The following is a 20,418-nucleotide window of genomic DNA, read 5'->3' on the forward strand; positions in this document are numbered from 1 at the left end:
CAAAAACCGCGCCATGGACGCCCACCACGCCGACCGGGGCATCGGCCGGCCGTGGACCTCCAGGGCCGGGGCCCGGCAGGGTCAGCGGCCCGCCACCGCCTGCTTGATCAGGGTCTTGCCGAAGTCCCACATCAGGCCGCCGCCGCTGTGGGCGTCGTCCATCACGGCGGTGAAGGCGGCCACGAACCGGTCGACGTCCGCCTCGTCGATGATCAGCGGCGGGATCAGCTTGATCACCTCCAGGTGGTCGCCGGAGACCTGGGTGAGGATCCGGTGCCGCTGCAGCAGCGGTACGACGACCATCTGCGCGAACAGGCCCTTACGGGCGGCCTGCAGCATGGTCCAGCGGCCGCGCAGCTTCAGCGAGGAGGGCCGGCCGAACTCGATGCCGATCATCAGGCCCCGGCCGCGGACGTCGGCCAGCAGCTCGTACCGGTCGATCAGCGCGGCCAGCCGGGACTTCAGCAGTTCCCCGGTGGTGCGGACGCCCGCGACGATCTGCTCGTTCTCCATGACCGACAGCACGGCGAGGCCGCACGCCATCGCCTGGGCGTTGGCGCCGAAGCTCGCCGAGTGGACCAGCACGCGGTCCATGGACGAGTAGACCTTCTTGAAGATCCAGTCCCTGCCGAGGGTGGCCCCGACCGGGACGTACCCGCCGGACAGGGCCTTGGCCACGCACACCAGGTCGGGTTCGACGCCGTCCTCGTGCTGGTAGGCGTAGAAGTCGCCGGTACGGCCGAGACCGGTCTGCACCTCGTCGGCGATGAGCAGCGCCTTGTGCCGGTGCAGCAGTTCCTGCGCGGCGCGCAGATAGCCGGGCGGTGCCTCGTGCACGCCCTTGCCCTGGATCGGCTCCACGATCAGGGCGGCCACGTCGCCCTTCTTCAACTCCCGGGCGAGGGCGTCGAGATCTCCGAGGGGTACGGGCGTGTCGGGCAGCAGCGGGGCGAAGCCGTCCCGGAATCCGCTCTCGCCGTTGACCGACAGGGAGCCGGTGGTCAGGCCGTGGAAGGCGTGGTCGCAGTAGAGGACGCGGGGCCTGCCGGTGGCGTACCGGGCGAACTTCAGGGCCGTCTCGACGGCCTCCGTGCCGCTGTTGCCGAAGAACACCCGGTCCAGGTGCGGGCTGTGGGTCAGGAGGCGTTCGGCGAGCAGTCCCGGCAGCGGCTGGCAGTCGAAGCGGGTGAGGTCGGCGAGGTCGAGGTCGAGCACGTCGTGCAGGGCCTTGCGGACGACCGGGTGGTGGCGGCCGAGGCCCATCACGCCGAACCCGGCGAGCATGTCCAGGTGGTCGTTGCCGTCCGCGTCGAAGAAGTGGGCACCCTCGGCCCGCTCGTAGACCTTGTCGAAGCCGATGGTGTGCAGCATGCGCGGGAGCTGCGGGTTGAGGTACCTGGTGTGCAGCTCGTAGCGTTCGGCTCCGCGCTCGGCGAGGAGGGCGCCGAGGTCGAACTCCGTGCTCATTCACTCTCCTTGGCTGGGCCGCCCGTGTCCTTGACGGCCAGGCTCGCGCTGATCCGCCCGGCGATCTCGACGGGCGTGAGACCGATGTCGGCCAGCACCTCGGCGCGCTTGGCGTGCGCGAGGAACTGCTCCGGGATGCCGAACCGCCGTACCGGCACGTCCACATCGGCGTCACCGAGGGCCAGCTCCACGGCGGAACCGACACCCGCGGAACGGCTGTTGTCCTCCACCACGGCCACCAGCCGGTGTCCGGCGGCGAGGTCCGGCAGCGCGGGGTCGACGGGCTTGACCCACCGCGGGTCGACCACCGTGCAGGGGATGCCGCGCGCCTCCAGCAGGTCGGCGGCCTTCAGGCACACCGGCGCCATCACGCCGACGGACACCAGCAGCACCTCGGGGCGTTCGGCGCGGTGCAGGACGTCCATGCCGCCGACGCGGTCGAGCGCGGGGATGTCCGGGCCGACCGACTCCTTCGGGAAGCGGACCAGGGTGGGCGCGTCGTCGACGGCCACGGCCTCGCGCAGCTGGGCGCGCAGCTGGCCGGCGTCGCGTGGCGCGGCGATCCTGAGGCCGGGGACGACCTGCAGGACGGACATGTCCCACATGCCGTTGTGGGAGGCCCCGTCGACGCCGGTGACACCGGCCCGGTCCAGGACGAAGGTGACCCCGCAGCGGTGCAGGGCGACGTCCATCAGCAGCTGGTCGAAGGCGCGGTTGAGGAAGGTGGCGTAGACGGCCACGACCGGGTGCAGCCCGCCGGTGGCGAGGCCGGCCGCCGAGACGGCCGCGTGCTGTTCGGCGATGCCCACGTCCCACACGCGGTCGGGGAAGCGCTCGGCGAACGCGCCGAGGCCGACCGGGTGCAGCATGGCCGCCGTGATGGCGACGACGTCGTCGCGTTCCTCGCCGATCCGCACGATCTCGTCACCGAACACGGAGGTCCAGGACGGCCCGCTGGAGGGGCTGAGCGGTGCGCAGGTCAGCGGGTCCATCACGCCGACGGTGTGGAAGTGGTCCTCCTCGTGGTTGAGGGCCGGCTCGTAGCCGCGCCCCTTCTCCGTGAGACAGTGCACCAGGACGGGGCCGTGGAAGCGCTTCGCGCGGCGCAGTGCCGACTCGACCGCGCCGATGTCGTGCCCGTCGATCGGGCCGAGGTACTTCAGGCCCAGGTCCTCGAACATGCCCTGCGGGGCGAAGGCGTCCTTGAAGCCCTTCTTCGCGCCGTGCAGGGACTCGTAGAGGGTGTTGCCGACCACGGGTGTCCTCAGGAGGACGTCCTTGCCCCACGCCAGGACCTTCTCGTAGCCGTCGGTGGTGCGCAGGGTGGCCAGGTGGTTGGCGAGGCCGCCGATGGTCGGGGCGTAGGAGCGTTCGTTGTCGTTGACGACGATGATCAGCGGCCGGTCCTTGGCCGCCGCGATGTTGTTCAGCGCCTCCCAGGCCATGCCGCCGGTCAGCGCGCCGTCGCCGATGACCGCGACCACATGGCCCTTGTCGCCCTGCACCTGGTTGGCCTTGGCCAGGCCGTCGGCCCAGCCGAGCGCGGTGGAGGCGTGGCTGTTCTCGATGACGTCGTGCTTGGACTCCTCGCGCGAGGGGTAGCCGGACAGGCCGCCCTTGCCCCGCAGCTTGGAGAAGTCCTGACGCCCGGTCAGCAGCTTGTGGACGTAGCTCTGATGGCCGGTGTCCCACAGGATGCGGTCGGCCGGTGACTCGAAGACCCGGTGGAGCGCGACGGACAGTTCCACCACGCCCAGATTGGGCCCGAGGTGACCACCGGTTCTCGACACCGCGTGCACCAGGAACTCACGTATCTCCTCGGACAGTTCGCCGAGTTCCGCCTCGGACAGCGCCTTCAGGTCGCGTGGTCCCCGGATGTTCTCCAGAATGGTCACGCTGGGCCCCCTCTCGGTCCGTGCCGTGCTGTGCCTCAACTCATCTGGTCTGCGGGGCTCGTCCGCTCGGCGAGCTTCATGGCCTCTTCGATGAGGGTCTCGACGATCTTCGACTCGGGGACGGTCTTGACGACCTCGCCCTTGACGAAGATCTGCCCCTTCCCGTTGCCCGAGGCAACTCCGAGGTCGGCCTCACGGGCCTCGCCGGGGCCGTTGACCACACACCCCATCACCGCGACCCGGAGCGGCACTTCCATGCCCTCCAGGCCCGCCGTGACCTCCTCGGCGAGCTTGTAGACGTCCACCTGGGCCCGGCCGCAGGAGGGGCAGGAGACGATCTCCAGACGCCGCTGCCGCAGCCCCAGCGACTGCAGGATCTGGATGCCGACCTTGACCTCCTCCGCCGGCGGTGCGCTCAGCGAGACACGGATCGTGTCGCCGATCCCCTGGGACAGCAACGCGCCGAAGGCCACGGCCGACTTGACCGTCCCCTGGAAGGCCGGGCCGGCCTCGGTCACCCCCAGGTGCAGGGGGTAGTCGCACTCCTCGGCGAGCTGGCGGTACGCCTCGATCATCACGACCGGGTCGTTGTGCTTCACGGAGATCTTGATGTCCCGGAAGTCGTGCTCCTCGAAGAGCGAGGCCTCCCACAGCGCGCTCTCGACCAGCGCCTGCGGGGTCGCCCTGCCGTGCTTCCGCAGCAGCCGCCGGTCCAGTGAACCGGCGTTGACGCCGATCCGGATCGGCGTGCCGTGGTCCTTGGCGGCGCGCGCGATCTCCTTCACCTGGTCGTCGAACTTCTTGATGTTGCCCGGGTTCACCCGGACCGCCGCGCAGCCGGCCTCGATGGCCGCGAAGACGTACTTCGGCTGGAAATGGATGTCCGCGATCACCGGGATCTGCGACTTGCGCGCGATGGTGGCGAGGGCGTCCGCGTCGTCCTGCGTGGGGCAGGCGACGCGGACGATCTGACAGCCGGACGCGGTGAGTTCCGCGATCTGCTGCAGGGTGGCGCCGATGTCCGACGTACGGGTCGTCGTCATCGACTGCACCGACACCGGGGCTCCGCCCCCGACCGCCACCGGCCCCACCTGGATCTGCCGCGCCACACGCCGCGGCGCGACCGGACGGGCCGGTACCCCGGGAACGCCCAAGGGGACGGCGGTCATCGCGTCACTCCCGGTTCCCGGAGACGGTCTCGCGCATGGCCCGCAGCGACTCCTTCAGGGAGCCCATGGTGGCGAGGACGGCGGTGGGCTCGTAGCCGCAGTGCGCCATGCAGTTGTCGCAGCGCGGGTCCTTGCCGCGGCCGTACTTGTCCCAGTCGGTCTTCTCGATGAGTTCGCGGTACGTCGGCACGTACCCATCGCTCATCAGGTAGCAGGGCCGCTGCCAGCCGAAGAGCGAGTAGTTCGGGATCGCCCACGCGGTGCACGGGAAGTCGACCTTGCCCTCAAGGAAGTCGAGGAAGAGCGGGGAGTGGTTGAGCCGCCACTTCCTGCGGTTGCCGCCCGCGAAGGCCTTCCTGAACAGCTCGCGGGTCTGCTCCACACCGAGGAAGTGCTCCTGGTCGGGGGCCTTCTCGTAGGCGTAGGCGGGCGAGATCATCATCTCGTCGACCTTCAGGTCGTCGTTGAGGAAGTTGAGCACCTCGATGATGGTCTGCGGGGTGTCGGTGTTGAAGAAGGTCGAGTTGGTGGTCACCCGGAAGCCGCGTCGCTGGGCCTCCTTGATCGCCTCCACCGCCTCGTCGAACACGCCCTCCTTCGCGACGGACTCGTCGTGCCGCTCGCGCAGCCCGTCGATGTGTACGGCGAAGGCGAAATAGGGGGAGGGCCGGAATTCGTCGATCTTCTTGCGCAGGAGCATCGCGTTGGTGCAGAGGAAGACGTATTTCCGCTTGGCCACCAACTGACGGACGATCTCGTCGATCTGAGGGTGCATCAACGGCTCGCCGCCGGCGATGGAGACCATCGGCGCACCGGACTCCAGCACCGCGCCCACGGCCTGGGCGACCGGCATGCGCTGCTTCAGCACCCCGGCCGGGTGCTGGATCTTGCCGCAGCCCTCGCACTTGAGATTGCAGGCGAAAAGCGGTTCCAGCTCGACGATGAGCGGAAACTTGTCCCGCCTGCGCAGCTTCTGTTCAGCCAGGTATGTAGCGACCTTGATGGACTGGCGCAACGGCATGGCCATCTGGCTCACCTCCGGGGGAGCAGCAAAGAACGGTGCCATTCGAAGAAAGCAGGAAGAACGGATCGAAGAACGCGGAAAGCCGATATTCCACCGCGCACCGTGCCGATCCGGACGAGTTCGTGTTCGGGGGCGTCCACGACCACCCGTACGGCCGCAACCGGGCGCTCGCCGGTACGGACGGCGGTCAGCAGCGTGGCCGCCGACTCCATGTCGACCGCGATCGCACCGGTGGCGAGCAGCTGGGACCGCTCGGGGCCGCGTACGACGTGGTCGGAGCCGGTGAGGGGGCCGGTGTGGACGGTGCGCCCGGGCAGCAGGCGCGCGAGTTCCTTGACGAGCAGTTCGGTGCCCACGCAGGCGACGGTGCCGCGCGGGTCCCGGGTCTCCTCGGCCACGACCAGGTCGCCGGGGTGCATGCCGGGGGCGAGCCCGGCGCAGAAACCGGTGGCCAGCACGGCGGCCTCGGTGTGGGTGTCCTCGGCCAGGCACCGGGTGACGGAGCGTTCCGCCGCGCGGGGGCCCATGCCCGTGCGGAGGAAGGTGACCGGCCCGCCCGCACCGCCGTGGTCGCCGGTGCGCAGGGCGAGGTGCTCGATGCCGAGGGCGCAGGCGATCAGCAGCGGGGCCGGGGCGGGCTGGGTGCTCACCTCAGCTCACCCTGGCCTCGGCCCGCGGTTTCCCGGCGAGGAGGCCGCGCTCGAAGGGGTCGCCGTGCAGGTACCGGCCGAGCGCGGTCAGCGGGAAGACCTGGCGGTACAGGTGATAGTTGATGGAGAAGTCCCAGGGGAAGCCGGTGCCGGTGAAGTACGGCTCGTCCCAGGTGCCGTCCGCCCGCTGGGTGTCGGCCAGCCACCGGATGCCGCGCTCGACGGCCTTGGAGTCCTTCTCCCCCGCCGCGAGCAGCGCCATCAGCGCCCACGCGGTCTGCGAGGCGGTGGAGGCGCCCCGGCCGCTCCATTCCTTGACGTACTTGTAGGAGCGCAGGTCCTCGCCCCAGCCGCCGTCGTCGTTCTGGACCGACTCCAGCCAGGCCACGGCCCGCCGGATCGCCGGGTGCGCACCGGGCAGCCCGGCCGCGGTCAGCGCGGGGACCACCGAGCCGGTGCCGTAGATGTAGTTGACGCCCCAGCGGCCGAACCACGAGCCGTCCGGCTCCTGTTCGGCGAGCAGCCAGTCGATGCCCCGGCGGGTCCGCGGGTCGTGGGCCAGTCCCTCGGCGGCGAGCATCTCCACGACGTGGGCGGTGACGTCCGCGGACGGCGGGTCGATGACCTCACCGAAGTCGCAGAACGGCAGCCGGTTGGGGAACGGGCTGGTGTTGTCGACGTCGAAGGCGCCCCATCCGCCGTTCTTCGACTGCATCCCGAGGTTCCAGCGCACCGCGCGCCCGATGGCGTGGTCCGTGCGCTCGGGGTCGTGGTGCCGGACGCGGCGCAGCGCGAGGGCGACCTCCGCGGTGTCGTCGATGTCCGGGTAGTTGTCGTTGTGGAACTCGAACGCCCAGCCGCCGGGCGGGAGCCCCGGCCGGCGCACGGCCCAGTCACCGGGCCGGACGATCTCCTCGCCGAGCATCCAGTCGGCCGCCTTGACCAGTTGCGGATGGTCGGCCGGGAGCCCCGCGTCGACGAGCGCGATGGTGGCGAGGCAGGTGTCCCACACCGGGGACTGGCAGGCCTCGATCATCCGGGCGCCGTCCTCGCGCCACACGGCGAAACGGTCCAGCGAGGCGAGGCCCTCGCGCATCACCGGATGCTGGAGGTCGTAGCCGAGCAGATACAGGGCGATGAGCGAGTACACGGCCGGGGGCTGGATGCCGCCCCAGCAGCCGTCGTTCTCCTGGCGCTCGATGATCCAGCGGGCGGCGGAGTTCATCGCGGCCCTGCGGAGTCTCTTCGGAGCGACCTTGCGGAACCGGTGCAGCGCCTTGTCCAGGCGCTGGAAGGCGCCGTCCCAGCTGGCCAGCGGAGCGAGCGGCCGCACCGGGTTCGGGTTCGCCGGGTCGGTGTGCAGCTCGTCCAGCGGGAAGGGCGCGGGGCGCACCGGGCGCTTGGCCGAGACGATGGTCAGCGGCACGATGGTCTGCCGGGCCCAGCACCCGAAGTCGTAGATGTTGAGCGGCATCCAGGCGGGGAACCAGATGAGCTCCGGCGGGAGTTCGGGCAGGTCCTCCCACTTCCACCAGCCGAACAGGGCGAGCCAGATCCGGGTGAAGACACGGGCGGCGGCGATGCCGCCGCGCTCGCGGATCCAGGCGGATGCCCGCGCCATGTGCGCGTCGTCGGGGGCGTCGCCGGCCAGGCGCAGGGCGACGTACGCCTCGATGGTGGCCGACAGGTCGCCGGGCCCGCCGTAGAAGGTGGCCCAGGTGCCGTCCTCGCGCTGCTCGCCGCGGATGAACGTGGCCGCGGCCTGTGCGGTGCTCTCGTCGAGGATCCCCAGGAACTGACGGAGCAGCAGGTCCTCGGCGTCCATGGTGACGTTGGTCTCCAGGTCGCCCTTCCACCAGCCCTGGGCGTCCTGCCGGGCGAGCAGGAAGTCGGTGGCGCGCCTCGCGGCGCCTGCGGCGGCTTCTTGTACCCCGGCCGCCTCGGGGGTGGTGAGGGTGGTGTCGCTGGCCGCGGCAGCGCGGGACGGCACAGTCGCCCCGGTGCTTCCGTCGGTCGTCGCTGTCATGGCTTCCCCTTCGTGCAGTCGTGCGAGTCGTGCTGCTGTGGGTCCGCCGTCGGCCGGTGTCCGCACCATCCTGCGGCACCGGCCGGCGACTACGCGAGATGTGTTCGACCGATAGGGATCATCTCTTCCGTACGACGACGAAGTCGGCGAGCGCCGTGAAGGAGTCGCGCACCCGGGCGGGCATGTCGACGGCGTCGAGGGCTTCGACGGCGACGGTGTGCTGACGGCGCGCTTCCTCGGCCGTCCAGGCGCGGCCGCCGGCCTCCTCGATGAGGGCGGCACGGGCCGCGAACTCCTCCTCGGAGAAGTTCTCGAAGTCGCTGCTCTTGGCGTCCGCCGCGAGGATCTCGCCGAGCCGCTCGGAGGCGGGGCCGCCGGCCGCGAGCGCGGCGACGACCGGCAGGGACTTCTTGCGCTGGCGCAGGTCGCTCCAGGTCTGCTTGCCGGTGGCCTCCGGGTCGCCCCAGATGCCGAGCAGGTCGTCGACGGCCTGGAAGGCGAGGCCGAGGTGGTAGCCGTACTTCTCCAGCGCGTCGGCGGTGGCGTCGTCCGCGCCGCCGAGGACCGCGCCGATGGAGCTGGAGGCGGCGAGCAGCGCGCCGGTCTTGTTGCCCTCCATCTCCAGGCACTCCTCGACGCTGACCCGGTCGCGGTGCTCGTAGGAGATGTCCTGCGCCTGGCCGTCGATCAGGGCGCGGGTGGCGGTGGTCAGCCGGCGGGTGGCCCGGCCGGCCTCGACGGTGCCGAGTTCCAGCAGCACCTCGTTGGCCAGGGCGAACAGGGCGTCGCCGACCAGGATGGCCTGGGCGGGGCCGTGCACCTTCCAGACGGTGTCGCGGTGCCGGCGCTGCTCGTCGCCGTCCATCAGGTCGTCGTGCAGCAGCGAGAAGTTGTGGACGAGTTCGACGGCCACGGCGCCCGGGACGCCCACCTCGGGCGCGGCACCGGTGACCTCGGCGGAGAGCACGGCGAGGGCGGGACGCACGGCCTTGCCGCCGTCACCGTCGGCCGGGTTGCCGGCGGCGTCGATCCAGCCGAAGTGGTAGGCGGCGACGGTGTCCATGGGAGACGCCAGCCGGTCGACGGCCGCACGCAGGACCGGAGTGGCCAGGGTCCGGCCGCGCTCCAGCAGCGCGGTCACGTCCACCGCGGCCCGTGGGACGGGCGTCGAGGCCGGGGGCACAGTGGGCACAGTCTCTCCTCTTGTTGCGGTACCGGGGGTGCGGGGGCCCGCCGCGTGCCGGCCGGGCATCAGGCCGCCTCCTCGAACTCGAAGAGATGGCGGGGGCGGGGCCGGCCCAGGGCGCTGAGGGCGGCGTCGGCCGCGCTCACTCCACTGCGGACCGCACTCTCCATGGTCGCGGGCCACCCGGTGGCGGTCCACGCTCCGGCCAGGTACAGGCCGGGTGCCTTGGTGCGGGCGCCGGGCCGAAGGCGCCCGACGCCGGGGGCGGGGGCGAACGTGGCCGTGCGCTCCCGGGTCACGAAGAAGTCCGACACCTCGGCGCCACGGGTACCCGGGATCAGCCGCTCCAGCTCGGGCAGGTAGCGCTCGCGCAGTTCCGTGACCGGCAGGTCGATCTCGTCGTGCGCGGCCGACTGCGAGAGCGCGAGGTACTGGCCCTCGGCGAGGCCGGAGGCGTCGGTGCGGTCGAAGACCCACTGCACGGGGGTGCCGAGGGCGGCGAAGAAGGGGCGCGCGAGCACCGTGCGGTCGTAGACGACATGGACGTTGAGGATCGGCGCGGTACCGATGTCCAGCAGCTGTGCGGGGGCGTCGAGGGCGCCGGGCGGCAGCAGGCCGTGGGCCTCGCGCTGGGGTACGGCGAGGACGACGGCGTCGGTTTCCAGGCGTTCGCCGGGAACCTGAACGCTCCAGGTGCCGTTTCCGTTGTAGGAGACGGAGGTGACGCGTGTACGGACCTCGGTGCGCACGCCCGCGGAGTCGAGCGCCTTGCGGGCCAGCCGGTCGTGCAGTTCGCCCAGCGGGACGCGGGCCCAGCCGATGTCGGCCGCGCCCGGGTCGGACAGCAGACCGGTCTTGAACACCATCGCGGCGAGCCCCAGCGAGGCGTCGCCCGCGACCGCGTTGAGGGTGGCCACGCCGACCAGGTCCCACAGGGCCTCGATGGCGCGCGCCGACTGGCCGTGTGCGGCCAGCCAGCTGCCGAAGTCCTGGGTGTCCAGGGCCGGATCGGCGAGGTCGAGCCCCTTCAGCGCGAGCGCGGCCCGCCCGACCGCGGCGCGCTCGGCGAGCGAGAGGTGCGGATAGACGGCCAGGCTGCGCCCCAGATGGAGGGGGACGGGCAGCGGGTCGCGCCGCAGCCGGCCGAGCCGCCTGCCCTCGGGCTTGGCGACGTCGACGACGGGCACGTCCAGGCGGTCCTGCAGCGGTGCCAGCGCCGCGCCCTCGATCCGGTCGAGGAACCAGCGGTAGGCGGTGCAGCAGCGCAGGTACACGTGCTGGCCGTTGTCGACGGTCAGGTCGCCGCGCCGGAAGGAGAAGGCGAGGCCGCCCAGCCTGGGCCTGCCTTCGAGCAGGGTGACACGGACGCCCGCGTCGGCGAGCGCGAGCGCCGCGGTGATCCCGGCGAGCCCGCCTCCGACCACGACCGCGCTGCGGCCTGCCGCGTCCTCGTCCGCCGCGGTGCCGTGCGCCTGTGCGGGGCGCGAGCCGTCGCTCATCGTGCGTCCTTCCGTGCGCGAGCGCTCCGCGGGCAGGGCCGTGACGGGCCGTCCTTCGTCTGCGGCGTCGTCGTGGCTGGTCGCGCGGTCCCCCGCGCCTCTTCGGGGGCCCTGCGGACCTGCTCGGCGTACAGGGTCAACGGTGCATGCTCGTCCGTCGCAGTGAGGGACGCCACGCCGCTGTGCAGGGTTGCCTGTGCCGCGTCCCCTGGCTCGGAAAGGTCCATCAGGCGCGCCTCCTGACGGACCGTGCGGAGACATGGCGGGTCACGTGCCGGGTGTCGAGGCCGGACAGGCCGCGCACGGCGACGTAGGCCTTCTCGCGTCCGGGCAGCGAGACCCGGCCGCGCAGCACGGCCTCGGGGTCGCGCTCGATGCGGTCCAGCAGCCGGCGGTAGATGCCGGCCATGGCGGCCACACAGGCGCCGCTGCGCCGGTCGAGCATGGGCAGCAGCCGGTAGCCCTCGGCGAAGAGGGCACGGGCCCGCCGTACTTCGAAGTGCACGAGGCCCGCGAAGTCGGAGCCCTCCGGTGGCGTCGGCCCGTCGAAGCCGGCCGAGCAGCCGAACTTGGCGAGGTCGTCGGCGGGCAGGTAGGTGCGGCCGCCGGCCGCGTCCTCGCGGACGTCCCGGAGGATGTTGGTGAGCTGCAGGGCGAGCCCGAGGGTGTCGGCGTACTCGGGTGCGCGCTCGGCGCCGCGCGCTCCCCGTTCGGTGCCGAACACGCCGAGCGAGAGGCGGCCGATGGCACCGGCGACACACCGGCAGTAGACCTTCAGGTCGTCCCAGGTCTCGTAGGTCTCGCCGCGCACGTCCATCTGGACGCCGTCGATCAGCTCGTCGAGGCCGCCGAGCGGGATCGGGAAAGCGCGTGCCGCGTGGGCGAGGGCCACGGCGACGGGATCGGTGTCGTCCTCCTCCACCTCGTCCTCCCGCACCCGCGCGAGCAGCGCCCTGGTGTCCTCCAGCCGCTTCAGCTTCACCTCGTCGGCCAGGTCGCCGTCGCCGATGTCGTCCACGCGCCGGGAGAACGCGTACAGCGCCGACATGGCGCGGCGCTTGGACGTGGGCAGCAAGCGGATGCCGTACGCGAAGTTGCGGGCCTGCTGCCCGGTGACGGTCTCGCAGTAGCTGTAGGCGGCGAGTACCGGTGCGGACACGTGTGACGGAGAATCCACGGTCCGGATCACCCCTCTCCTCGCAGGATCACGCCCGCCTCACGCAGCAACTGGACCTTGCCGGGCTTGGGCGGGCCGGGAAGTACGTCGTATTCGGCGGCGGCGATCGCGCTGACCGCCGCCCTTCCCCCCGCCACGAACCCTGCGAGCAGCAGCTTCAATCTGCCGTGGACGCTACCCACCAGGGGGGCGCCTTCATTCAGCAGATCGCGGGCGCGTTGTGCTTCGTATGCAACCAGGGCGCGCACCGATGCGCTCGCGGTTTTTGCGCCAAGATCCGTTTCCTGGACGTGAAAGCGCTTCATGTCCTCGGCCGGCAGATAGATCCGGTCGCGGCCGAGGTCCTCGGCGACGTCCTGGAGGTGCTCCACGATCTGCAGCGCGGTGCAGATCGCGTCGGACAGCCGGATCCGCTCGGGGGTCTCGGTGCCGGTGACGGCGAGGACGAGGCGGCCCACGGGGTTGGCGGACAGGGTGCAGTAGGCGAGGAGGTCGTCGTAGGTCTCGTACCGGGTGACGAGCTGGTCCTGGCGGTTGGCGGCGATCAGGCCGAGGAAGGGCTCGGGGGTCAGGCGGTGGCGGCGGACGGCGGGCTGCAGACGGCGCAGCAGCGGATGGCGCGGGGTGCCGTCGAAGACGCGGCGCAGATCGGTCTCGAACGCGTCGAGGAGGGCCAGGCGGTCCTCGGCCCCGGCGGGCGACACGCCGAGCGCCCGGGCGTCGGCGCCGCCCGGGGCGAGGTCGCCGTCGCCGATGTCGTCGACCAGACGGGCGAAGCCGTAGACGGCCATGAGGTCCTCGCGCCACGCCCGGGGCAGGAAGAAGGGGGCCACCGGAAAGTTCTCACTCGTGGCTTTGTCCAGGGTGGCGCGTTCCAGGCGCGGCGCCGTCGCGGTGGCCGTCACCGGGCGCTGCCCGCGGCGGGGACGGCACATGCTGCGTTGAGCTGGGGAGTTTCCGTAGCCATTGCCGTCACATCTCCCGTTCTACACTGCCGACCCAATACACACTATTTCGGACACGCCGCCCGGCAATTCGCGGGGTCGCCCTCACTCAGGGTGTCGCGCATTATCGCCCCACTTGCCGCTTTCCGGCACTGGTACAGCTTACGTTGTACAACGCGGCACGGTCCGCCGGGGTGTCCTGCGCATCACAACAACACACCGATTGGTTCCAAGATTCCTGGCGTTGGCCGGAGTTGACGGTTCCTTTGCAGACGCAGGACCCCGCCGGACGGTTGCCGGCGGGGCCTGGCCGAAACAGGCTACTTGCCCGTGAACTTCTCGTACTCCTTCAAAACCTCTTCGGTCGGTCCGTCCATACGCAGCTCACCGCGTTCCAGCCACAGGACGCGGTTGCAGGTGTCGCGGATGGACTTGTTGTTGTGACTGACCAGAAACACCGTTCCGGCTTCCTTGCGCAGTTCCCGGATGCGTTCCTCGGAGCGCTTCTGGAACTTGCGGTCACCGGTGGCGAGCGCCTCGTCGATCATGAGGACGTCGTGGTCCTTGGCGGCGGCGATGGAGAACCGCAGCCGGGCCGCCATACCCGAGGAGTACGTGCGCATCGGCAGGGTGATGAAGTCACCCTTCTCGTTGATCCCGGAGAACTCGACGATGTCCTCGTAGCGCTCCTTGATCTGCTCCCGGGACATGCCCATGGCGAGACCGCCCAGGATGACGTTCCGCTCACCGGTGAGGTCGTTCATCAGGGCCGCGTTGACACCGAGCAGCGAGGGCTGGCCGTCGGTGTAGACCTTGCCCTTCTCGGCGGGCAGCAGGCCGGCGATGGCCCGCAGCAGGGTGGACTTGCCGGAGCCGTTGGAGCCGATCAGGCCGATGGCCTCGCCGCGGTAGGCGACGAAGGACACCCCGCGCACGGCGTGCACCTTCCGTACGCCCCGCTCCTCGCCGCGCTTGAGGATCCGGCTCAGCGCCGCCGTCGCGCTGCCCTTGCCGGTCTTGGCGCCGTTGACCCGGTAGACGATGTGCAGATCGTCGGCGATGACCGTCGGGCGGCGTTCCTCGCCGGCCCGGTCGTTCTGCTCAGCCACGGCCGTACCTCTCCTCCGCCTTCCAGAAGTACACGAAGCCGCCGGCGAAGGCGGCCACGGCCCAGAACAGGGCGATGGCCCACACGTGCGGCGGCAGGTTCGAGGCACCGTAGCCGTCGATCAGCGCGTAGCGCATGAGGTCCATGTAGACCGCGGCCGGGTTGACCTGCAGCAGCCGGACCGCGATCTCGGAGCGGCCCTCCATCATCTTGTTGATGGAGAACATGACGCCGGAGGTGTACATCCACGTGCGCAGGATGAACGGCATCAGCTGGGCGAGGTCCGGCGTCTTGGCGCCCATGCGGGCCACGATCAGCGCGAGCCCGGTGTTGAACAGGAACTGCAGCAGCAGGACCGGCACGATCAGCAGCCAGCCCGGCCCCGGGTAGCTGCCGAAGCCGATCGCCACGACGAACATCACGATCATCGAGAACAGCAGCTGCTGGAGCTGCTGCAGCGAGAACGAGATGGGCAGCGAGGCACGCGGGAAGTGCAGGGCGCGCACCAGGCCCAGGTTGCCGGAGATCGCCCGGACGCCCGACATGACCGAGCTCTGCGTGAAGGTGAAGACGAACACCCCCGTGACCAGGAACGGGATGTACACGTCCTGGGACAGACCGCGGCTCGCGTGCAGGATCACGCCGAAGATGAAGTAGTACACGCCCGCGTTGAGCAGCGGTGTCGCCACCTGCCACAGCTGGCCGAGCTTGGCCTGGCTGTACTGGGCCGTCAGCTTCGCCTGGGAGAAGGCGAGGATGAAGTGGCGCCGCCCCCACAGCTGGCGGACGTACTCGGCCAGCGAGGGCCGGGCGCCGCTCACGGCGAGCCCGTACTTGGCGGCGAGCTGCGCCGCCGTCAGCCCCTCGTCGGGCGACGGTATCGCGCTCACCGCGACACCGCCGTCATGCGTTGTGTGACTCACGAGTGGAAATCCGGAACTCTCTCGGTAAGAAGCTTGCTCTCTTCAGGTAAGAGAAGCTTCTCAGATCACGGGGGGCCGGCCCAGTCGGGTCAGCCGCCACACCGTGCGCCAGCGCATCGGACGGCGCGGTCCGCACGGTGTGGTCCAGCCTTCCCGGAATCCGCCGAACCACGCCTTCAGGGCCGGCCCCGAGGGGCGGCGCAGCAGCGTGAGCAGCAGCCAGACACCGAGGTAGACGGGGACCAGGGCCGCGGGGAGGTTGCGGCGGGCCAGCCACACGCGGTTGCGGGCGACCATGCGGTGGTAGACGGCGTGTCGCGAGGGCGCGGTCGTCGGGTGGTACAGCACCATGTCCGACCGGTAGTCGATCATCCAGCCGGCGTCGAGGGCCCGCCAGGCCAGGTCGGTCTCCTCGTGGGCGTAGAAGAAGTCGTCCGGCAGGCCGCCGACCTCGGCGAACACCCGGGTGCGGACGGCGTTGGCGCCGCCGAGGAAGGTGGTGACCCTGGAGGAGCGCATCGGGTCGGAGGCGCGCAGCCGGGGCACGTGCCGGCGCTGGGTCTCTCCGGTCTCCGGGTCGGCGATGCGGAAGCTGATGATGCCGAGCTTCGGATCGGCCTCGAACGCCGCACGGCACAGCTCGGCGGTGTCGTGGCGGGCGAGCAGGCCGTCGTCGTCGAGGAAGAGCAATATGTCGACATCACGGCCGCCGGGACCGAAGGCCTCTATGCCGACGTTGCGGCCGCCGGGGATGCCCAGGTTCTCGGGCAGCTCCACGGTGCGTACGCCGTCGGGGACGTCCGGGACGGGCGAGCCGTTGCCGACGACGACCACCTCCACCCGGTCGCCGTCCTGCTTGGCGACCGAGTCGAGCAGGGCGCGCAGCTCCTCGGGCCGGTTGCCCATGGTGATGATGACGGCGCCGACCTTCACGGCGCTCACTTCAGCCTGCTCGAAGCGAGGATGGAGACCAGGTGCAGCAGGGTCTGCAGCAGCGCGATGCCGGCCAGCACCGCGACACCCAGCCGGGAGAAGAACAGGTCGCCGCGGACCTGGTCGGCGACGGCCAGGACCAGGATCAGCAGGGACGCCTCGATGCCGAGGATCAGCCGGTGGAACTTCAGTGCGGCGGCTGCCCGGCGGGCCAGCGCCATGCCGGAGGAGCGCATCTCGGCGGCGGCCTCCTTGACCGGCGGCTTGCCGGCCTGGTGCCGGGCGACGCCGACCAGGTCGGTCTCCGCCTTGATGAGGATGGCGCCGAGCGCGGCCAGCGTGCCGAGGAAGGCCCACAGCCAGTCGATACGGCCGCCGCCCCACAGGTCGGCGGCGCGCAGCCCGAAGCCCACGAGCACGGCGGCGTCGGTGAGATAGGCGCCGACCCGGTCCAGGTAGACGCCGTTCAGCGAGTACTGCTTCTTCCAGCGCGCGATCTCGCCGTCGACGCAGTCCAGCAGCAGGTACATCTGGACGCACACCACGCCGAGGACGGCGCCCGGGATCCCCGGCACCAGGAGTGCCGGGGCCGCGAGCACGCCGAAGACGGTCATCAGGTACGTGAGCTGGTTGGGCGTGACCCTGGTGTTGACCAGGTAGCGGTCGACCCGCAGGGACACCTCGCGCATGTAGAGGCGTCCCATCCAGTGCTCACCGCTGCGCCGGTCCTTCACCCCCGCGGGGTGGACGACCGGACGGAGTTCAGCTACCGATGGCCTTGACATAGTCGGCGTAGATGTCCTTGATCTGGTTCGGCTTGAGGTCGAGGTGTTCGAGGATCGTGTAGCGGCCGGGGCGGGTCTCCGGGGCGAACTCCACGACGCGGACGAACTCGTCCACGGTGAAGCCGATCTCCTCCGGCAGCACCGGAAGCCCGTGCCGGCGCAGCACTTGGGCGGTGTGGGCCGCTTCCTCGTGCGCCCCGCGCAGATACGTCGCGAAGGCCGCGCCGAGCCCGCACTGTTCGCCGTGAGCGGCCGCCCGTTTGGGGAACAGCAGGTCGAAGGCGTGGTTGATCTCGTGGCAGGAGCCGGAGGAAGGGCGGGAGTCGCCGGAGATCGACATCGAGATGCCGCTGAGCACCAGCGCCTCGGCGAGCACCTGGAGGAAGCCGTTGTCGCCGATGCCGCCGGGATGCCTGAGCACCGCCTCGCCGGCCTGGCGGGCCATGGCCGCGGCGAGACCGTCGATCTTCTCGCCGTTGACGCGGTGGGACAGCTCCCAGTCCGCGACCGCGTTGATGTTGGAGATCGCGTCGCCGATGCCGGCCCGGACGAAGCGGGCCGGGGCCTCGCGGATCACGTCCAGGTCGATGACGACCGCGATCGGGTTCGGCACGCCGTAGGAACCGCGCCCGGCGTCGTTGTCGAGGGTGGCGACCGGCGAGCACAGGCCGTCGTGCGCGAGGTTCGTCGGCACGGCGACCAGGGGCAGACCGATGCGCGCCGCGGCGAACTTGGCGCAGTCGATGATCTTGCCGCCGCCGAGCCCGACCACCGCGTCGTAGTGGCCGGACTTCATCTCGCCGGCCAGCCGGATCGCGTCGTCCAGGGTGCCGCCGCCGACCTCGTACCAGCTGGCGCCGGGCAGCGAGGGGGCGATGCGCTCGCGCAGCCTGGAGCCGGAGCCGCCGCTGACGGCGACGGCGAGCCGGCCGGACTGCGCGATCCGCTCGTCGGCGAGGACGCAGGCCAGGTCGTCCAGGGCACCCGGACGGATGTCCACGACGACCGGCGAGGGAATCAGCCTGGTCAGTAGTGGCACGCGATCTCCCGTCCCTTGGCGAGGTCGTCGTGGTTGTCGATCTCGACCCACTTGACGTCGCCGATCGGCGCCACGTCGATCCGGAAGCCGCGGTGGACCAGCTCCTGGTAGCCGTGCTCGTAGAACTGCTGCGGGTCGGTCTCCCAGACGGTCTTCAGCGCGTCGGCCAGCTCGGGGGCGGCGTCGCCCTCGATCAGGGTGACCCCGATGTACTCGCCGGTCGCCTCGGCCGGGTCCATCAGCTTGGTGATCTTCGTCATGCCCTGCTCGGGGTCGACGACGACCTTCATCTCCTCGTCGGCGAGGTCCTTCACGGTGTCCAGGGCCAGGATGATGCGACGGCCCTCACCGCGCGCGGCCAGCAGCGTCTTCTCGACGGAGACCGGGTGGACCGTGTCGCCGTTGGCGAGGATCACACCGTCCTTGAGGGCGTCACGGCCGCACCACAGGGAGTAGGCGTTGTTCCACTCCTCGGCCTTGTCGTTGTCGATCAGCGTGAGCTTGAGGCCGTACTTCTGCTCCAGGGCGGCCTTGCGCTCGTAGACGGCCTCCTTGCGGTAGCCGACGATGATCGCGACCTCGGTCAGGCCGACCTCGGCGAAGTTGGCGAGGGTGAGGTCCAGCACGGTCGGTTCGCCCTCTATGCCCGCGGGCCCCACCGGCACCAGCGCCTTGGGCAGGGTGTCGGTGTAGGGGCGCAGACGCCGTCCGGCGCCGGCCGCCAGCACGAGGCCGATCATGCGGGTTCTCCTTCGTCGTGTACGGCTGGGGCTCCTGCGGAGACCCAGAAGCGGATGCTCTCGACGAGCACCACGAGGGCGACGGCCACGGCGAGGACCGTGAGCGCGACCGTGAACTGAGCAGCGGTGAGCACCGCGGCCAGGACGCAGACGAGCAGCGTCCGCCCCTCGTGCCCCCCGATGGCGCGCACCAGCCAGGCCGGGGGCGCTCCGGCGTTGCCGCGGATGCGGTACACCGTGTCGTAGTGATGGTAGGCGACGGCGGCCACCAGCCCGAAAGCCGCGGGAAGGGCTCCGTTCACGTCCGCCTCGGCCGCGAGCACCAGGACGGTGCCGTATTCGGCGAACCGGAACAGCGGCGGGACGAGCCAGTCGAGGGCGCCCTTGAGGGGGCGGTACAGGGCCTGTCCGGCGGCGACGGTGTAGACGACGGCGCCCGCGACGGGCGCCCAGGTCACCCCGGAGAGGACGGCCGCGGCGAGGACGGCCGTCCCGGCGGCCGCGACCAGCAGCGGGGCACCGAGGCGGGCGCGGGTGGCCCGCGCCACGAGGGAGGCGAGCGGTCCGTTGTCCGCGAGGTCCGCCAGCGCCCGGGCCGCCCGGTCCGTGCGCCGCGCCTTGCGCGTCAGCGAGCGCAGCACCCGGCCCGCCGTCGTGTACGTCGCGGCGAAGGCGCAGCCGACGAGCAGCACGCAGAAGGTGATCCGGGGCGTGGTGGCCGCGGTGAGGACCGCTATCAGCGCCCAGCGTTCACCGATGGGCAGGACGATCATCCGCCGCACCCAGACCGTCCAGCCGACGCTGTCCAGCTTGTCGGAGAGGGCGGCGGTGGGGCTGGTGTTGGCGGTGGCGTCGTGGTTGGCCTCGTTGAAGGAGAAGTCGACCACGTGCCGGCAGGTCTGCAGGACCATCGCGCCGAGGGCGAGGGCCCACACGTCGTCGCCGCCGCGGGCCGCGCCGAGGGCGAGGCCGGCGTAGTAGGCGTACTCCTTGGCCCGGTCGAAGGTGGCGTCCAGCCAGGCGCCGAGCGTGGAGTACTTCAGGGCGTAGCGGGCGAGCTGGCCGTCGGTGCAGTCCAGCACGAAGGAGGCGATCAGCAGCACGCCCGCCGCGACGAAGCCGCCGCGGGTGCCGGTGGCCGCGCAGCCGGCCGCGATCAGGGCGGTGAGCAGCGAGGCGGTGGTGACCTGGTTCGGGGTCAGGCCCCGGCGGGCGCACCAACGGGCGACGTAGCGCGAGTAAGGGCTGATGAAGAAGGTGGTGAAGAAACCGTCGCGGGACTTCACGGCCGACCTCAGGCGTACGGCCTCGTCGTCGACGGCGGCGACGGCCTGCCGTGCCTCGTTGCGGGCCTGCGGGTCGGCGGGGACGGCGGCGACCAGGCTGCCCAGCTCGGGCCGGTGCACCTCACAGCCGTCCGTGTCGAGGGCGGTGACGATCCGGTCGGCGAGGCTGTCCACGGCCAGCGCGGTACCGCCGCCGGCGGAGGTCTCGCGGGCCACGGCCCGGGTCAGCGCCTGCCGGGCCTCCGGCTGGGCGGTGACGGCACCGGGGATCGCGGAGAGCGGGAAGCGGGGGTCGGTCAGGCCCAGGCGCAGGGCGTGCGGGTGGCCGACGAAGCGGGCGTCGGCCAGGGCCACACGCTCGCCGGCGGGAGCGGCGGCGAGCAGGGTCTCGGCCTCGGCGGCGTCCACTGCCACCCGGACGTCGAAGCCGAGCGACCGCAGATCGTTTTCGAGGGACGATCCGGGGACCGGCTGACCGGTGACGATGGCGGTCGGCAACCGAACTCACTCCCTGGGTGCCGGCGCGCGGGCGCCGGTCTCTCACGTGGTGGGGCGCCCTGCCTGCGG

Annotated in this window: 17 protein-coding genes; all 17 read right to left on the reverse strand. The window is 71.2% G+C overall.

The window, feature by feature from the left end; translation table 11 throughout:
• Positions 1–81: 81 nt before the first annotated feature.
• The 17 genes from IE244_RS26020 to IE244_RS26100 all read right to left on the reverse strand — a co-directional run bounded on the left by IE244_RS26020 (position 82) and on the right by IE244_RS26100 (position 20,349).
• Positions 82–1,467 carry an aspartate aminotransferase family protein gene (locus IE244_RS26020; protein WP_191875994.1) on the reverse strand — a complete coding sequence of 462 codons (1,386 nt, stop codon included), beginning with the start codon at positions 1,465–1,467 and terminating at the stop codon, positions 82–84.
• Positions 1,464–3,362: a 1-deoxy-D-xylulose-5-phosphate synthase gene (gene dxs / locus IE244_RS26025; RefSeq protein ID WP_191875995.1), complete on the reverse strand. Its 1,899-nt coding sequence runs from the start codon at positions 3,360–3,362 to the stop codon at positions 1,464–1,466. The genes IE244_RS26020 and dxs overlap by 4 nt, the downstream gene beginning before the upstream one ends.
• A 35-nt stretch (positions 3,363–3,397) precedes the next feature.
• Complete coding sequence (gene ispG / locus IE244_RS26030; protein ID WP_191875996.1) at positions 3,398–4,531, reverse strand: flavodoxin-dependent (E)-4-hydroxy-3-methylbut-2-enyl-diphosphate synthase; 1,134 nt, start codon at positions 4,529–4,531, stop codon at positions 3,398–3,400.
• A gap of 4 nt (positions 4,532–4,535) precedes the next feature.
• Positions 4,536–5,558 (reverse strand): adenosyl-hopene transferase HpnH, encoded by a 1,023-nt coding sequence (hpnH, locus tag IE244_RS26035; RefSeq protein ID WP_191875997.1) that lies wholly within the window; start codon positions 5,556–5,558, stop codon positions 4,536–4,538.
• Positions 5,559–5,563: 5 nt separating this feature from the next.
• Positions 5,564–6,205 carry a phosphorylase family protein gene (locus tag IE244_RS26040; protein ID WP_191875998.1) on the reverse strand — a complete coding sequence of 214 codons (642 nt, stop codon included), beginning with the start codon at positions 6,203–6,205 and terminating at the stop codon, positions 5,564–5,566.
• A gap of 1 nt (position 6,206) precedes the next feature.
• Positions 6,207–8,231, reverse strand: coding sequence for a squalene--hopene cyclase (shc, locus tag IE244_RS26045; RefSeq protein WP_191875999.1), 2,025 nt, complete (start codon positions 8,229–8,231; stop codon positions 6,207–6,209).
• 118 nt (positions 8,232–8,349) lie between these two features.
• Positions 8,350–9,483: a polyprenyl synthetase family protein gene (locus IE244_RS26050; protein ID WP_191876000.1), complete on the reverse strand. Its 1,134-nt coding sequence runs from the start codon at positions 9,481–9,483 to the stop codon at positions 8,350–8,352.
• Positions 9,483–10,916, reverse strand: coding sequence for a hydroxysqualene dehydroxylase HpnE (gene hpnE, locus IE244_RS26055; protein ID WP_191876001.1), 1,434 nt, complete (start codon positions 10,914–10,916; stop codon positions 9,483–9,485). The genes IE244_RS26050 and hpnE overlap by 1 nt, the downstream gene beginning before the upstream one ends.
• 226 nt (positions 10,917–11,142) lie before the next feature.
• Positions 11,143–12,105, reverse strand: coding sequence for a presqualene diphosphate synthase HpnD (gene hpnD / locus IE244_RS26060; protein WP_031167836.1), 963 nt, complete (start codon positions 12,103–12,105; stop codon positions 11,143–11,145).
• Positions 12,102–12,998, reverse strand: a complete 897-nt coding sequence (gene hpnC / locus IE244_RS26065; protein ID WP_191876002.1) for a squalene synthase HpnC — start codon at positions 12,996–12,998, stop codon at positions 12,102–12,104. Before hpnC ends, hpnD begins: the two co-directional genes overlap by 4 nt.
• Before the next feature lie 359 nt (positions 12,999–13,357).
• On the reverse strand, positions 13,358–14,146 hold the full coding sequence (locus IE244_RS26070; protein WP_191876003.1) for an ABC transporter ATP-binding protein: 789 nt from the start codon (positions 14,144–14,146) through the stop codon (positions 13,358–13,360).
• Positions 14,139–15,068, reverse strand: a complete 930-nt coding sequence (locus IE244_RS26075; RefSeq protein WP_191876004.1) for an ABC transporter permease — start codon at positions 15,066–15,068, stop codon at positions 14,139–14,141. Before IE244_RS26075 ends, IE244_RS26070 begins: the two co-directional genes overlap by 8 nt.
• A 60-nt stretch (positions 15,069–15,128) precedes the next feature.
• Entirely contained in the window at positions 15,129–15,974 is an 846-nt protein-coding gene (locus IE244_RS26080; RefSeq protein ID WP_191876087.1) for a glycosyltransferase family 2 protein, read from the reverse strand.
• 32 nt (positions 15,975–16,006) lie between these two features.
• Positions 16,007–16,786, reverse strand: a complete 780-nt coding sequence (locus IE244_RS26085) for a CDP-alcohol phosphatidyltransferase family protein (RefSeq protein ID WP_191876005.1) — start codon at positions 16,784–16,786, stop codon at positions 16,007–16,009.
• The gene (locus tag IE244_RS26090; protein ID WP_191876006.1) at positions 16,764–17,825 is read right to left on the reverse strand and encodes an iron-containing alcohol dehydrogenase family protein; all 1,062 of its coding nucleotides are present in this window, start codon (positions 17,823–17,825) and stop codon (positions 16,764–16,766) included. Before IE244_RS26090 ends, IE244_RS26085 begins: the two co-directional genes overlap by 23 nt.
• Complete coding sequence (locus tag IE244_RS26095) at positions 17,813–18,565, reverse strand: phosphocholine cytidylyltransferase family protein (RefSeq protein ID WP_191876007.1); 753 nt, start codon at positions 18,563–18,565, stop codon at positions 17,813–17,815. Before IE244_RS26095 ends, IE244_RS26090 begins: the two co-directional genes overlap by 13 nt.
• Entirely contained in the window at positions 18,562–20,349 is a 1,788-nt protein-coding gene (locus IE244_RS26100; protein ID WP_191876008.1) for a DUF5941 domain-containing protein, read from the reverse strand. Before IE244_RS26100 ends, IE244_RS26095 begins: the two co-directional genes overlap by 4 nt.
• Positions 20,350–20,418 lie beyond the last annotated feature (69 nt).

Source organism: Streptomyces filipinensis (assembly GCF_014649495.1).
GTDB lineage: Bacteria > Actinomycetota > Actinomycetes > Streptomycetales > Streptomycetaceae > Streptomyces > Streptomyces filipinensis.